Source organism: Kitasatospora sp. NPDC059812, assembly GCF_042732075.1.
Lineage (GTDB): Bacteria > Actinomycetota > Actinomycetes > Streptomycetales > Streptomycetaceae > Kitasatospora.
This window is the reverse complement of record NZ_JBHWIO010000117.1, coordinates 1-14026: the sequence shown is the minus strand read 5'-3', so window position 1 is coordinate 14026 and position 14026 is coordinate 1. Positions and strand designations below refer to the sequence as shown.

General features: G+C 73.3%; 12 protein-coding genes. 10 read left to right on the top strand and 2 right to left on the bottom strand.

Annotated elements, in window-relative coordinates; translation table 11 throughout:
- Nucleotides 1-374 precede the first annotated feature (374 nt).
- From ACFV6D_RS35555 to ACFV6D_RS35525, 7 genes are all read left to right on the top strand, one after another.
- On the top strand, nucleotides 375-1109 hold the full coding sequence (locus ACFV6D_RS35555) for a hypothetical protein (protein ID WP_380562882.1): 735 nt from the start codon (nucleotides 375-377) through the stop codon (nucleotides 1107-1109).
- Nucleotides 1110-1129: 20 nt separating this feature from the next.
- Nucleotides 1130-2356, top strand: a complete 1227-nt coding sequence (locus ACFV6D_RS35550) for a radical SAM protein (protein ID WP_380562881.1) — start codon at nucleotides 1130-1132, stop codon at nucleotides 2354-2356.
- A 201-nt stretch (nucleotides 2357-2557) separates the two neighbouring features.
- Entirely contained in the window at nucleotides 2558-3901 is a 1344-nt protein-coding gene (locus ACFV6D_RS35545) for an extracellular solute-binding protein (protein ID WP_380340491.1), read from the top strand.
- The gene (locus ACFV6D_RS35540) at nucleotides 3898-4818 is read left to right on the top strand and encodes a carbohydrate ABC transporter permease (protein ID WP_380562879.1); all 921 of its coding nucleotides are present in this window, start codon (nucleotides 3898-3900) and stop codon (nucleotides 4816-4818) included. Before ACFV6D_RS35545 ends, ACFV6D_RS35540 begins: the two co-directional genes overlap by 4 nt.
- Nucleotides 4815-5720, top strand: a complete 906-nt coding sequence (locus ACFV6D_RS35535; RefSeq protein WP_380562877.1) for a carbohydrate ABC transporter permease — start codon at nucleotides 4815-4817, stop codon at nucleotides 5718-5720. Before ACFV6D_RS35540 ends, ACFV6D_RS35535 begins: the two co-directional genes overlap by 4 nt.
- 2 nt (nucleotides 5721-5722) lie before the next feature.
- On the top strand, nucleotides 5723-7444 hold the full coding sequence (locus ACFV6D_RS35530) for a glycoside hydrolase family 36 protein (protein ID WP_380562875.1): 1722 nt from the start codon (nucleotides 5723-5725) through the stop codon (nucleotides 7442-7444).
- Between the two features lie 57 nt (nucleotides 7445-7501).
- Entirely contained in the window at nucleotides 7502-8566 is a 1065-nt protein-coding gene (locus tag ACFV6D_RS35525) for a LacI family DNA-binding transcriptional regulator (RefSeq protein ID WP_380562873.1), read from the top strand.
- Nucleotides 8567-8574: 8 nt separating this feature from the next.
- On the opposite strand, the gene ACFV6D_RS35520 is transcribed toward ACFV6D_RS35525, so the two are convergent.
- Complete coding sequence (locus tag ACFV6D_RS35520; RefSeq protein ID WP_063346550.1) at nucleotides 8575-9399, bottom strand: DeoR/GlpR family DNA-binding transcription regulator; 825 nt, start codon at nucleotides 9397-9399, stop codon at nucleotides 8575-8577.
- Between the two features lie 188 nt (nucleotides 9400-9587).
- Between ACFV6D_RS35520 and galT the strand changes: the two genes are divergently transcribed.
- Entirely contained in the window at nucleotides 9588-10688 is a 1101-nt protein-coding gene (galT, locus tag ACFV6D_RS35515) for a galactose-1-phosphate uridylyltransferase (protein WP_380562871.1), read from the top strand.
- A complete protein-coding gene (gene galK / locus ACFV6D_RS35510; RefSeq protein WP_380562869.1) occupies nucleotides 10685-11851 on the top strand; it encodes a galactokinase in 1167 nt (388 codons plus the stop codon). Before galT ends, galK begins: the two co-directional genes overlap by 4 nt.
- A gap of 57 nt (nucleotides 11852-11908) precedes the next feature.
- On the opposite strand, the gene ACFV6D_RS35505 is transcribed toward galK, so the two are convergent.
- Nucleotides 11909-12733, bottom strand: a complete 825-nt coding sequence (locus ACFV6D_RS35505) for an NADPH-dependent F420 reductase (RefSeq protein ID WP_380562867.1) — start codon at nucleotides 12731-12733, stop codon at nucleotides 11909-11911.
- 283 nt (nucleotides 12734-13016) lie between these two features.
- Between ACFV6D_RS35505 and ACFV6D_RS35500 the strand changes: the two genes are divergently transcribed.
- A complete protein-coding gene (locus ACFV6D_RS35500; RefSeq protein WP_063346547.1) occupies nucleotides 13017-13856 on the top strand; it encodes a helix-turn-helix domain-containing protein in 840 nt (279 codons plus the stop codon).
- Nucleotides 13857-14026: the final 170 nt, after the last annotated feature.

Here is a 14026-nt window from a genome sequence, read left to right as displayed (position 1 = left end):
CCCCGCGCCTCTGCCCCCTTGGGCGGGTGTGCGCGCGGCGCCGGCTGTTCGTGTGTTTTGTTGTTGTGGCGCGCTTCTCCCCCCCCCCCCCACACCCCCCCCCCGCAAGTGTGATGTCGGTGCGGTGGGGGCGGTGGCGTTCGTCGGGCTGGATGCCCACCCGATCTACGTGCGGCGGGCGGCGCTTGAGTGACTGGTTGAGACCGCTTGTGTCGGTCCGTCAGCTGTGGTGTGTGAGATATGTGGTGCAAACGCGACCATTTGTGGCGGGTCGCTGTTAGGGTGCCCATCTGAACGCCAACTCTCCATGATGTGAGCAGTCTTGGAAGAGATGGCGTCGACTCCACCTCCGTAGCCGACACCCGAGGAAGCGCGTGAGACCCGAAGACGTCCCCCGGCTGTTCCAGGAGCTGGCCCGCGAGTTCGCGGACGTGACCGGCATGTCAGTGGCGGCGACCGGTTCGTTGGCCCGTGGCGACCACCGCACCGGGCCCACCGGTGACATCGTCTCCAACCTCGACCTGATCCACGTCGTGGCCGACGGGGCCGACGTGCCGGAGGTCCGGGCCGTGGTGGGGCGGACGATGCGGCGGATCTCCGACACCTTCCGGATCGAGACGACGTCCGTCATAGCCATGCTCCCGGCGTTCCGACTGGCCGGGCACGCCCACTACCGGATCAGCATGCGGCCCGAGTGGTTCTGCGACGGCCTCGGGCTCGGGTCGGAGGCCTTCGACCGTTCCGGCCGCGACGAGGACGACCCGGGCGCGGCGCTGGCCTGGATGATGCAGCCCGTCCCCTACTACCTGGCCAAGGCGACCGTCCTGGACCCGACGACCAACCTCGCCAAGGCCCGCAGGGCGGCGATGCGGCTGGCCGACCGGTTCGACCTGGAGGACATGCGCGAGGGCCTCGACGACCTGCCGGGTTCGCTGCGCACCTTGATCGCCGAGCACGACATCACCCCGCTCGACTCCACCGCCCGCTACCTCGCCGCCCCCACCCACCCCGCCATCGCGCAGCTCGTCCGCGACGCCGTCTTCGTCGAGGGCATGGGCCTGTCGTCCGCCGACTCGATGGTCATCATGCTGCCGTCCGCCCCGAACTGACCCGTACCGGAGAACACCGAATGCCTACCCGGCAGCACGTGGAGATCCTGCCCCCGCACCCGTTGCGGGCCGGCTATGACCGGGCCCTGGAACGAGGCTCGATAGCCGACGCGTTCCAACGGCGCCTGGAGCCCGCCAACTTCACCCCCGGCTACCTCGGCGCCCTGACCGAGCGGGTCGAACAGGCCCTGGGCCAGGACCGGGGGGACGAGACCATGCGGTGGCGCCTGGCCTTCCTCCTGCTCCAGAACAACGCCACCGCGGCCGCCGTCGAACGCGCCGAGGAACTGCTCGCCGGCGCCACCCTCCCGCAGGCCGTCCGCCTGGCCCGGCTGGTGGCCGGGATCCGCGGCCGGGCCGACCGGCCGCGTACCGGCCGCCGCGTCCGGCGGGTCAACTGGTCGATCAACAACCGCTGTCCGATGTCCTGCCAGGGCTGCTACAACCCGTTCGCGGCGGAGCAGATCGACCTCGACCAGGCCAGGCGGATCGTCGGGAAACTGGCCGCGCACGGGACCACCGACCTGGTCCTGGCCGGCGGCGACCCGCTGCTGTGGCCGCCGGTCTTCGACGTGGTCGACGACGCCATCGCCAGTGGCCTCAAGGTCGGCCTCGACACCACCGGCTACACGCTCACCGCCGAGAAGCTCTCCCGGCTCCACGGCCTGTCCTCGCTGCGGCTGCCACTGGACGCCGTCACGCCGGAGGTGCAACGCGCCTTCCGCCGGAGCCCGGACGACAGGCTCCTCGACGCGCTGCTGGAGTCCCTCGCCCTGTGCGACGCCGAGGGTTTCGACCGGGTGCGGGTGCACACCGTGGCGAGTGCCGAGAACCTCCACCAACTGCCGGAGCTCGCCGCGGAGGTGCTGTCCCACCCGTCGGTCGCCCAGTGGGTGATCTTCCAGTGGTGGGGCCGGCGGGCCTCGCCGGCCACGGTGCGCAGGCTCGGCGTGGCGGTGGAGGAGGTCCGTGCGGTCGTCGACGGGATCCGGCGCGACCACCCCGGCCGGGAGATCCACCTCGCGGAGAGCAGCGAGCGGGAGCTGCTGAACTGGATGATCCAGTCGAGCGGGCAGGTGGTCACCTTCGGGTCGGGCGCGGAGGAGGAGTTCATCCTGGGCAACCTCCTGACCGACGAGGTCGAGGAGATCCTGACCCATCCGATCCTGGACTTCGAGGCCATGGCGCGGGGGATCCCGGTCACCCCGGGGACCGTGTTCGGCGCTCCGGACGCCGCGCGGGGATAACAGAACGGTTTCGGAGCCCACCCTCCCCACGCCCAGGTCTTGACGGCGCGGGGAGGGTGGGCGTTTGCTGTGACCCGCCCGTTCGAACCTGTTTGGTTCTGGTCTGTTTTGTGTATTTGAACGTTCAAAACCCCCTCCTCCTTACCTCGCCACACCCTTCCTGTCTCAACCCTTCCTCGCCACCCCTCAGAGAGGAATGCAATGTCACACCTTTCCCGTCGTGATCTGCTCCGAGCCTCAGGAGCGGGCCTGCTGGCCCTGACCGCCGGCGGCACGCTCGCAGCCTGCGGCGACTCCGGCTCCGGGGGCGCCTCGGGCGGGGACGCCGACAGCGGCAACATCACCGTCTGGTCCTGGGCCACGGCCGCCGAAGCCCTGCGCGGGATCGTCCCGGCCTTCGAGAAGGACAACCCGGGGATCAAGGTCGACGTCCAGGACATCGGCGAACCGGCCATCTGGGACAAGATCACCGTCGGCCTGGCGGCCGGCGGCCAAGGCCTCGGCGACGTGCTGCACATCGGCTGCGACTACCTGCCCGGGTACCTGGAGAAGTTCCCCGGCGGCCTGGCCGACCTCTCCGCGCTCGGCGCCGACGCGCACAAGGACAAGTTCGCCAAGGGCCTGTGGCCCGTCGTCAGCGGCAAGGACGGCCACGCCTACGCGCTGCCCTGGGAGGTCAACCCGCTCGGCTTCTTCTACCGCAAGGACTACTTCGACAAGGCGGGCATCGACCCCGAGTCCCTCGCCACCTGGGACGACCTGCTCGCCGTGGCCGACCGCTTCAAGGCCGCCAACCCCGGCGTCGCCCTGATCGGCATCAACAGGGCCGCCAACCCCACCCCCGACCTGGACTTCGTCCAGGGCCTGATGCAGTTGCAGGGCGCCTTCTACTTCGACCTCCAGGGCAAGATCACCGTCGGCTCGGAGCCGGCCGTGCGCGCCCTGACCATCGTCAAGCGGCTGGACGAGGCCGGGCTGATCGGCGACACCCCCGGCGTCCAGAGCTGGCCGCCCGTGATGAAGGCCGGCAAGCTCGGGGTGGCCGCGATGCCCGCCTGGGTCGCGCACTACCTGGAGAAGAAGATCCCCGACCAGAGCGGCAACTGGCGTCTCGCCAAGCCCCCGGCGGTCACCCCCGGCGGCAAGCGCACCGCCCTGGTCAACTCCACCCACCTGGCCGTCGCCGCCTCCAGCCCACGCCGCCGCGCCGCCTGGAAGTTCGTCGAGTACACGGTCACCCGCCCGGCCTCGGTGAACGCCATGTTCAACGCGGGCGGCGTCTTCCCGGCCCTCACCGAGGCCTACACCGACCCGCTGTACGCCGCGCCGAGCGCCTACTACGGCGGGCAGCCGGTGCTCAGGACCTTCGCCGACCTCGCCATCGAGGGGGGCTACCCCACCAACTACTCCGGTGACTACGCCCGCGCCCTCAAGCTCGTCAGCGACGCCCAGGTCAGGGTCCTCCTCAAGGGCGCCGACCCGGCCGCCGTCCTCCAGGACGCCGCCAAGCAGCTCGCCCAGCAGACCGGGCGCGGTATCGCATGAGTGCCGCCAGCCCGCCCGCCGCCCTCGCCAGGAGGTCCGCAGCGCCGCGCCGGTCCCGCCGGCGGCGCGCCGCCGTACCGTACCTGCTGCTCGCCCCCGCCCTGCTGACCTTCGGCGTGTTCAAGGCCTACCCGGTCGTCGAGTCGCTGCTGCTGTCCTTCACCACCGGCTCCGGCGCCGCCACCCGCAACGCCGGCCTCGCCAACTACCGGCGCCTGCTGGACGACCCGCTGTTCTGGACGGCCCTGTCCAACACCGGCGAGATCCTCGCCATGCAGGTCCCGCTGATGCTCGGACTGGCCCTGCTGATGGCCGTCGGCATCAACTCCGCGCTGGTGCGCTGGCGCACGGTGTGGCGGCTCGGCGTCTTCATGCCCTCGGTCACCGGCCTGGTCGCCACCGGCGTGATCTTCGCCTACCTGCTCAAGACCGACGACGGCGCGGTCAACTGGGTGCTGAACGCCGTCGGCCTGCCCTCCGTCGACTGGATGGGCCAGCCCGTCTGGGCCCGGACGGCCGTCGTCGTGGTGCTCACCTGGCACTACACCGGATACAACGCCGTCATCTACCTCGCCGGACTCCAGTCCATTCCACGGGAGTTGTACGAGGCCGCGATGGTCGACGGCGCCGGACCGATCCGCCGCTTCACCTCCGTCACCGTCCCCGCGCTGCGCCCGGTGCTGCTGTTCACGGTCGTGCTCTCGACCATCGGCACGCTCCAGCTCTTCGACGAGCCGTACGTGCTGACCGGTGGCGGGCCGGACAACGCCACCCTGACCGTCTCCATGTACCTGTACCAGAACGGCTTCCGGTACTACGACTTCGGCTACGCCTCCGCCATCGCCTACGCGCTCACCCTGCTCGTGACGGTGCTCGGCGCCGTCCAGATGCGCCTGATGGGAGACCGCGACAAGTGACCTCTAAGAGTGAGACCTCCAAGCGTGAGACTCCGAAGCGCGAGACCTCCAAGAGTCAGGCCTCCGAGCGCGTGAACCCCCTCAAGAAGCTGCGCGGCTGGCCGCTGACCTTCCTCCTCGCCGGCATCACCGGGCTGTCGATCGCCCCCTTCTACTGGCTGGTGGTCGCCTCCACCCGCAAGGACACCGAGGTCTTCGACTGGCCGCCCAAGCTGCTGCCCGGCGGGAGCCTCGGCGAGAACCTGAGCCACCTGGAGCAGAAGATCGGCCTGCTCAGGGTGGTCGGGAACTCCCTGCTGGTGGCGGGGGTCCAGACGCTGGGCGCCCTCGTCGTGGCGCTGCTCGCGGGCTACGCCTTCGCCAAGTTCCGCTTCCGCGGCCGGACCCTGCTGTTCGCCCTGCTGTTCTCCACCCTCGTGGTGCCCGAACAGGTCACGCTGGTGCCGCTGTTCAAGATGATGACGAACTTCGGCCTGCTGGACACCTACCAGGCGCTGATCCTGCCCGGCCTGTGCGTGCCCTTCGCCATCTTCCTGATGCGGCAGTCGCTGAGCAGCCTGCCGGACGAACTCCTGGACGCCGCCCGGGTCGACGGCGCGGGCGAGTTCAGGGTGCTGTTCAGCGTGGTGGTGCCGGTCATGAGGCCCGTGCTGGCCGCCCTCTCGATCTTCCTCTTCCTCGGCTCCTGGAACCAGTTCGTCTGGCCGCTGATCGCTCTGCGCAGCCCCGCGATGCACACCCTGCCCGTCGCCCTCGCGACCCTGCACGGCAACAAGAGCAACACCGACTACGGCGCGATCCTCTCCGGCACCGCGCTGTCCACCCTGCCGATGATGGTCCTCTTCCTGGTCCTCCAGCGGCAGTTCATCTCCGGCCTGCTGGCCGGCGCCACGAAGGGCTGAACATGACCGAGATCTGGGAACCGCACGCCCCCGCCGTCGCCGGCGGCCTGCGTCCGCTCTACGTCGACGGCCTGGACCTGCGGGTCAGCGGGAACGCGAGCGCCCGCGGGGTGGGCGACGGAATCGTCGAGGTGACTGCCGAAGGGGAGGGCGACGTCCGGATCGAGTGGCGGGTGCCGTGCGTGGACGCCACCGCGTTCTGGACGCCCGAGCCGCGCGGCACCGGCCGGCTGCCCGCCGCGTGGAGCGCCCCGCGCCGCACCGGACTGGCCAACGGCGCCCCGATCGCCGCCCTGATCGGCACCGGTGACCTCGCGATCTGCGCCTTCGCCGCCGAGCGTGCCGACGTCCTGGCCGGTGCCGGAGTGCTGGAGGAGACCGGCGAGTTCCGCTTCTGGGCCCAGGCCGCCGGCCGGCTGACCGTCCGCATCGACACCTCCCGCCGGCACTTCGCGCGCTGCCTGGCCGACCTCGCCGCCTGGTGGTGGGCCGGCCGTGCGGCCGACATCCCCGCCATCCCCGAGGCCGCCCGCCGCCCCGCCTACTCCACCTGGTACTCGATGCACCAGGACGTCTCGCCGAAGGCCGTCGAGACGCAGGCCGCGCTCGGCAAGGAGCTCGGCATGGACGTCATCATCGTCGACGACGGCTGGATGACCGCCGACCGCACCCGCGGCTACGCGCACTGCGGCGACTGGGAACCGGTCTCGCTGCCCGACACCGCCGCCCACGTCCAGCGCGTCCACGACCTCGGCGTGCAGTACATGCTCTGGTACGCGCTGCCGTTCATCGGCAAGGACAGCGCCGCCTTCGAGGCGATCGGCCGCTACGCGCTCGCCGACGCCGCCCACATGGGCGCGATCGTCGCCGACCCGCGCTACCCCGAGGTCCGCGCGTTCCTCGCCGGCCGGCTCGCCCGCGCCGTCGAGGAGTGGGGCATGGACGGGCTGAAGGTCGACTTCGTCGACTGGTTCGCCCGCGCCGACGCGCCGGAGGCCGGGCCCGAGGCCGACTGCGCCACCGTGGACGAGGGCGTCGAGCGGCTGCTCGCCGCGATCCGCAGCCGGATCACCGCGGTCAAGCCGGGGGCGATGATCGAGCACCGCCAGCCGTACGTCAGCCCCGGCCTGTGGCCGTACGTCACCATGGTCCGCGCCACCGACTGCCCGCTCAGCCCGCAGGAGAACCGGCAGCGCACCATCGACGTGCGGCTCGCCGCCGGGCCCGTCCCGGTCCACGCCGACATGCTGATGTGGCACCCGGCCGAGCCGCCCGAGCAGATCGCCTGCCACCTGATCAACGTGCTGTTCTCGGTGCCGCAGGTCTCCGTCGACCTCGCCGCGCAGAGCCCCGGGCAGCGCGAGGCGATCGCCTTCTGGCTCGGCGTCTTCCGCGAGCACGTCGCCACCCTGCAGCTCGGCGAGCTGCGCCCGGCCCGGCCTGACCTCGGCTACCCGATGGTCACCGCCGTCGGCGGCGGCACCGTCGCGGTGGCCCGCTACGCCGCGCTGCCGGTGGACGTCTCCGGTGCGCACTGGCGCACCCTGCTGGTCGCCAACGCCGACGCCGACCCGGACGTCCGGCTCACCGGCGGCGACGGGACGGCCGAGGCCACCGTGCAGGACGCCCGAGGGCGTATCGTCCGGCAGGGCGAGGTCGAGCTCGACCGGGCGGGCGGCATCACCGTGCCGCGCGGTGGGCTGCTGACCCTGCGCCGCCCGTAGAACCGGGCAGTAGAACCGAGCACCCGTCAGACCCGAGCAGCCGTCCTGGAGCCTCCGATGCCCGAGGGAACACCCCGACCGCGCCGCGGCGCCACCACCATCGAGGAGGTGGCCCGCGCGGCCGGGGTGTCCCGGCAGACCGTCTCCAACGCGCTCAACGCCCCCCAGCGGGTCCGCCCGGACACGCTGGCCCGGGTGACCGCGGCGATCCGCGAACTCGGCTACCAGCCCGACCAGTCGGCGCGCTCGCTGCGCAGCGGCGCCCGGCGCACCCTCGGCTACCTCGCCCCGGTGGACGACCCGTTCGACCCCAACCCGCTGATGGCCGGCTTCCTGGAGGCGCTGGTCGATGCGGCGGGGGCGCAGGGGCAGCGGGTGCTGCTCTTCCGTCCGGGGCAGGGCTTGGCTCAGGACGCGGCCCAGGGTGGGGCTCAGGACGCGGCCGGCCCGCTGGCGGCCATCGACGAACTGGTGGCCGCCCGGCAGGTCGACGGGCTGGTGCTGGCGGACGTGCTGGGCGACGACCCCCGGATCGGGCACGTCGTCCGGGCCGGCCTCCCGTTCGTCACCTTCGGACGGACCGGCCCGGGGCAGCCCCAGCACTGGGTCGACATCGCCAACGACACGGCGATGGCCGTGGTGGTACGGCACCTGGCGGCGCTCGGCCACCGCCGGATCGGGTACGTCGGCCGCGCCGAGGACCTGCCGTGGATGGCCGCCCGGCGGGCGGGCTTCCTCGCCGAGGCGGCCCGGCTGGGCCTGTCCGCGGTGACGGCGGCGCGGCCGGACGTCGCAGCCGTGCGGGAACTGCTGCGCGGGCCCGAGCGGCCGACCGCCTTCGCGGCGGGCAGCGACCTGCTGGCGCTGGACGTCTACGAGGCGGTCCGGGCGGAGGGATTGGCGGTCGGGCCGGCGGGGGTGGCGGTCACCGGCTTCCACGACACGCCGCTCTGCCGCCACCTGCACCCGGCGCTGACCTCGGTGCGGCTCCCGCTGCGGACGATCGCCGCCGCCCTGGTGGAGCGGCTGCTCGGCCAGGTGCGCGGGGAGGCGCCGCCGACGGGCGGGCTGGAGCTGGCCGCCGAGCTGGTGGTGCGGGCGAGTTCCCGGACGGGTCCGTAGGGCCTCTGTCAGGCTTGGTGGCCCTGCTCCCCGGTCGGCGCGACGATCAGCTCGCCGACCAACTGGGCTGCCGCCGCCCGGTGTTCGGCCGCCAGCGCGTCGTCGGTGACCAGCACGTCCAACTGCTCCAGTGCGGCGAAGGAGGCCAGGCCGACCGCGTTCCACTTGGTGTGGTCGGCCACCACGACGACCCGGCGGGCGGACTGCAGGAAGGTCCGGTTGGTCTCCGCCTCGGCCAGGTTCGGGGTGGTCAGCCCGGTCTCGGCCGAGAGGCCGTGGCAGCCCATGACCAGCACGTTGACGTGCAGCGAGCGGATCGCCTGGTCGGCGACCGGCCCGACCAGCGCGTCGGAGGGCGTACGGACGCCGCCGGTGCGGATCACCGTCGCGGTGGCGGGGGTGCCGTCCTCGTCGGGTTCCTCCAGCAGCTCCGCGATCCGCAGCGAGTTGGTGACCACGGTGAGACCCTCGACGGCGCGCAGCTGCCGGGCGACCGCGAAGGTGGTCGTCCCGGCGGCCAGCCCGACCGCCGAGCCGGGCGGCACCAGGGCGGCGGCGGCCCGGGCGATGGCCTCCTTGGCGGGCAGCTGCCAGTTGGCCTTGGTCTCGAACCCGGGCTCGCCGCTGGCCGCCGCCTCCGTCCGCACCGCCCCGCCGTGCACCTTGTGCACCAGCCCGCGGCGGGCCAGCGCGTCCAGGTCGCGGCGGATGGTCATGTCGGACACCCCGAGGTCCCGGACCAGTTCGGTCACCCGGACGCCGCCGCGCGCGCGGACCCGCTCCAGGATCAGCACGCGGCGCTGGCCGGCGAGCGGTTGGGCGCTGTCAGCCATCGGGGGTGCTCCTCGGGTCGGTGTGGTCCGCGTGACCGTTCGGCCATTCGTGCAGCCGGCTGTTCGACTGGCCGGCCGGCGGGCCACGGTCACCGCCATCATGGCAGGCGCGGACCCCTTCCGGACAGCCAGGCCTGATGGATAATGTTGGATATTGTTGTTTCGTGTCGGATAGAGGGAAGAAGGCCATGGCCGGGACCCTGACCCAGCCCACCGCCAAGACCGTGACCACACTCGCGGACGGGCGACAGCTGATCTACTACGACAGCGGCGAGGCCGTCCCCCGGGACGCCGTCGACCTGCGCCCGCTCGATCCGCCCGCCCACGGCTCCGAGGTCCGGCTCGACCCGGCCACCGGAGCCTGGGTCACCGTCGCCGCGCACCGCCAGGCCCGCACCTACCAGCCCCCCGCCGAGGAGTGCCCGCTCTGCCCCTCCCGGGACGGCCGGCGCAGCGAGATCCCCGCCGACGACTACCAGGTGGCCGTCTTCGAGAACCGCTTCCCCTCGCTGGCCGGCCCCCCGGCGGCGCTGGAGGGCGCCGACGGACTACGGGTCAGCGGCCCCGGCGCCGGGCGCTGCGAGGTGGTCTGCTTCACCGCCGACCACGACGCCTCCTTCGCCGACCTCGACGAACGGCGGGCCCGCCTCGTCCTCGACGCCTGGACCGACCGCACCGCCGAACTCGCCGCCCTCCCCGGCGTCCGGCAGGTCTACTGCTTCGAGAACCGGGGCGCCGAGATCGGCGTCACCCTCGCCCACCCGCACGGCCAGATCTACGCCTTCCCCTTCACCACCCCGCGCACCGCCCGGATGGCCGAGCGCGCGGCCGAACACCGCGCCGCCACCGGCCGCAGCCTCTTCGACGACCTGCTCGCCGCCGAACGCGCCGACGGCGCCCGGGTGGTGCTCGCCGGAGAGCACTGGACGGCCTTCGTCCCCTTCGCCGCCCGCTGGCCGTACGAGGTGCACCTCTACCCGCACCGCCGGGTCGCCGACCTGACCGGCCTGGACGAGCCGCAGCGCGCCGAATTCCCGCGCCTCTACCTGGAGTTGCTGCGCCGCTTCGACCGCCTCTTCGGCGCCGGCCGCACCCCGTACATCTCCGCCTGGCACCAGGCGCCCGCCGGCCAGGAGGACGAACTCGCGCTCCACCTGGAGCTGTTCACCATCCGGCGCGCCGCCGACAAGCTCAAGTTCCTGGCCGGGGTGGAATCCGGCATGGACGCCTTCGTCAACGACATCACCCCCGAGGACGCGGCCCGCCGGCTGCGGGAGGTAGCCCCGTGAACACGCCCGTGAACGCCACTGCGAACACCCCCGCAGACACCTTCGAGGAGCTCCACGGCCACGCCCCCGAGGGGGAGTGGGCCGCCCCCGGCCGGGTCAACCTGATCGGCGAACACACCGACTACAACCTCGGGTTCGTGCTGCCGATCGCCCTCCCGCAGGCCGTCCGCGCCCAGGCCCGGCGCCGCGACGACGGCCGGCTGCGGCTCTGGTCCGCCCAGGGCGACGGAGTGGTCGCCGACCTGGCCGTCGCGGACCTGGCCCCGGGCTCGGTGCCCGGCTGGGCGGCCTTCCCGGCCGCCGTGGTGTGGGCGCTGCGCGAGGCCGGGCACGCCGTCGGCGGCGCCGATTTCCGGCTGGAGAGCGACGTGCCCGGTGGCGCCGGGCTGTCCTCCTCGGCCGCCCTGGAATGCGTCGTCGCGATTGCGTACAACGACCTGTACGGGCTGGGGCTGTCCGCCCCCGAACTCGCCCTGATCGCCCAGCGGGCCGAGAACGACTTCGTCGGCGTCCCCTGCGGGATCATGGACCAGATGGCCTCGATGTGCTGCCGCCCGGGCGCCGCCCTGCACCTCGACAGCCGGGACCTGGCGATGCGACAGGTCCCGCTGGACCTCGCCGGCGCCGGCCTCGCCCTGCTGGTCCTCGACACCCGGGTCAAGCACGACCTCGGCGACGGCGCCTACGCCGCCCTGCGGGCCGGCTGCGAGCGGGCGGCCGCGCTGCTCGGACTGCCCGCGCTGCGCGAGCTGACGCCCGCCGCCCTGCCGGCCTCCCTGCCCCGACTCCCTGAGGAGCTGCGGCCGTTGGTGCGCCACGTGGTCACCGAGAACGAGCGCGTCGCGGCCGCCGTCGCCCACCTGGACGCCGGTCGGCCCGCCGCGCTCGGCCCGATCCTCACCGCCGGCCACGCCTCGCTGCGCGACGACTACCGGGTCTCCTGCCCCGAGACCGACCTCGCCGTCGAGGCCGCCCTCGCCGTCGGCGCCCACGGCGCGCGGATGACCGGCGGCGGCTTCGGCGGCTCGGTGATCGCCCTCGTCGACGCACCGGCCGCCGACGCCGTCGCCGCCGCCGTCACCACCGCGTTCCGCGCGGCCGGCTACGCCGCCCCGCGCACCCTCACCGCCGTCCCGGCCGAGGGGGCCCGCCGCACGGGCTGACCGGGCCTGTCGAGGTCAGCGCGGGTCACGGTTTCCCGGGAGCACGCCTTCCCGGGGTCACGCCTTGTGGTCCGCCGGGCGCTCCGGAGAAGCCTCCGCGAGCGCCCGGGTGACGGCCTCCACCCCGGCGCGCAGCCCGTACACCGGCGTGCCCGGCTGCTGCCGCCAGGACTCGTCGATCCCGCCCGCGTCCACCGTGTCGAAGCCCAGCTCGTCGATCAGCGCCCGCACCACGCGCTTGGCCGCCTCGTCGTCCGCCGCCACCGGCACGGCGATCCGCTCGGGATCGCCCTCCGGCCGCGGCCGCTCCAGCAGGTCCTGCGCGTAGGTGCCGTTGAACGCCTTCACCACGGGGTGGCCGAGGTGCCGCTCCGTCCACCGGCTCTCGGTCAGGCCGTTGTCCTCGATCTCGTCGATCCGGCCGTCGCGCTGCTGCGGGTAGTAGTTGCCGGTGTCGATCACCGCCGCGCCCGCGGCCGCGCCGTCCAGCAGCCCGGCCGGCAGGTCCGGCACGTTCTTCAGCGGCACCGTCACCACCACGACCTGTGCCCCGCGCGCCGCCTCGGTGGCCGGTACGGCCGTCGCGCCCGTCTCCTCGGCCAGGGCGGCCAGCGACTGCGGACCGCGCGAGTTGGCCACCGAGACGTCGTGCCCGAGCGCCGTCAGCCGTCGGGTCAGGTTGCCGCCGATGTTGCCCGCACCGATGATGCCGATCTTCATGTCAGACCCCTGTTCGCGAGTGTCACACGCTTGTCGTCCTGCCCCAACCACCCGGTGGCGCCGTCGATTCCCGGTGCAGGGTGGTTCTTCCGGACCCAGGGCCGGGCCGGGCCGGGCCGGGCCTGGCCCCGGCTCCACGGCCGTCGGGAGAGTGGGTGCCATGACCGACAACGCCATGACCCGGGATCCCGTCGACCCCCGGGACTCCGTCGACCCCCGGGAATCGCCGACCGCACCGTCCTGATCACCGGCGGCACCAGCGGCATGGGCCTCGCCACCGCCCGCCGCCTCCTCGCCGCCGGCGACCGGCTGCCCGCCGTCCAGGCCGTCGCGGGCTGACGTCCGGCTTGATCCCCGGCTGGTCTCCGGCCGCGCCCGGTGCCGGCGGTGCCTGGTCCTGGCAGGGCCAGGCACGGCGGCCCCCCTCCGGGAGAGAATCATCCCTATGAACGCGACCAGTGCCCTGAGCGAGTTCCTCCGCACCCGCCGCGCCCAGCTGCGGCCCGAGGACGTCGACCTGCCCGACTACGGCGGCCGCCGCCGGGTCGCCGGGCTCCGCCGCGAGGAGCTCGCCCACCTCGCCGGGGTCAGCGTCGACTACTACACCCGCCTCGAACAGGGCCGCGTCGGCAACCCCTCCGAAGCCGTCCTCGACGCCGTCGCCCGCGCCCTGCAACTCGCCCCCGACGAGTCCGGCCACCTCCACCGCCTCGCCCGCCCCACCCGCCGTGCGCCCCGCCGCCGCACCGCCCCGCAGCAGCCCCGCCCCTCCCTGCTGCGCCTGCTCGACCAGCTTGACCACGTCCCGGCCCTGGTGATGGGCCACCGGATGGACGTCCTGGCCTGGAACCGCGCGGCCGTCGCGCTGTTCGGCGACTACGGCGCCCTGCCGGTCGAGGACCGCAACATCGCCCGCTGCACCTTCCTCGACCCCGCCTCGCGCGAGCTCTACGGCGACTGGACGGCCTGCGCCCGCGAGAACGTCGCCTTCCTCCACCTGGAGGCGGGCCGCCGCCCCCACGACCCTCTCCTCGCCGAGCTCGTCGGCCAACTCTGCGTCCACAGCGAGGAGTTCCGTCACCTCTGGGCCGAACACCCGGTCGCCGACAAGACCTCCGGCCGCAAGCTCTTCCACCACCCCATCGCCGGCCCCCTCGACCTCGCCTACGACACCCTCCGCCCCGCCGACGACCCAGACCAGGCCCTCGTCACCTACACCGCCGACCCGCACACCCCGTCGGACGACGCCCTGCGCCTCCTGCTCTCCTGGGCGGCGAGCCGCTGAGCGGCCTGCTCCGACGGCCGCCTGCCTGAAGGGCGCGAGAAATAAGACCGGCCGTTGGGGCGCCGGGGGGGGGGGGGGCGCGACGCGCGGTGGGTGGGGGGGCGCTCCGACTTGTCGGGGTGTCGCGAGGAGGGGCGGGGGCGCGCCGGGGACAAGGTGTGGGAGTGTGG

Coding starts and splice junctions, on each gene's coding strand:
- ACFV6D_RS35530 (WP_380562875.1), top strand. CDS start 5,723: ATGACCGAGATCTGGGAACCGCACGCCCCCGCCGTCGCCGGCGGCCTG.
- ACFV6D_RS35550 (WP_380562881.1), top strand. CDS start 1,130: ATGCCTACCCGGCAGCACGTGGAGATCCTGCCCCCGCACCCGTTGCGG.
- ACFV6D_RS35520 (WP_063346550.1), bottom strand. CDS start 9,399: ATGGCTGACAGCGCCCAACCGCTCGCCGGCCAGCGCCGCGTGCTGATC.
- ACFV6D_RS35500 (WP_063346547.1), top strand. CDS start 13,017: ATGAACGCGACCAGTGCCCTGAGCGAGTTCCTCCGCACCCGCCGCGCC.
- ACFV6D_RS35540 (WP_380562879.1), top strand. CDS start 3,898: ATGAGTGCCGCCAGCCCGCCCGCCGCCCTCGCCAGGAGGTCCGCAGCG.
- ACFV6D_RS35545 (WP_380340491.1), top strand. CDS start 2,558: ATGTCACACCTTTCCCGTCGTGATCTGCTCCGAGCCTCAGGAGCGGGC.
- ACFV6D_RS35505 (WP_380562867.1), bottom strand. CDS start 12,733: ATGGCACCCACTCTCCCGACGGCCGTGGAGCCGGGGCCAGGCCCGGCC.
- ACFV6D_RS35525 (WP_380562873.1), top strand. CDS start 7,502: ATGCCCGAGGGAACACCCCGACCGCGCCGCGGCGCCACCACCATCGAG.
- galT (WP_380562871.1), top strand. CDS start 9,588: ATGGCCGGGACCCTGACCCAGCCCACCGCCAAGACCGTGACCACACTC.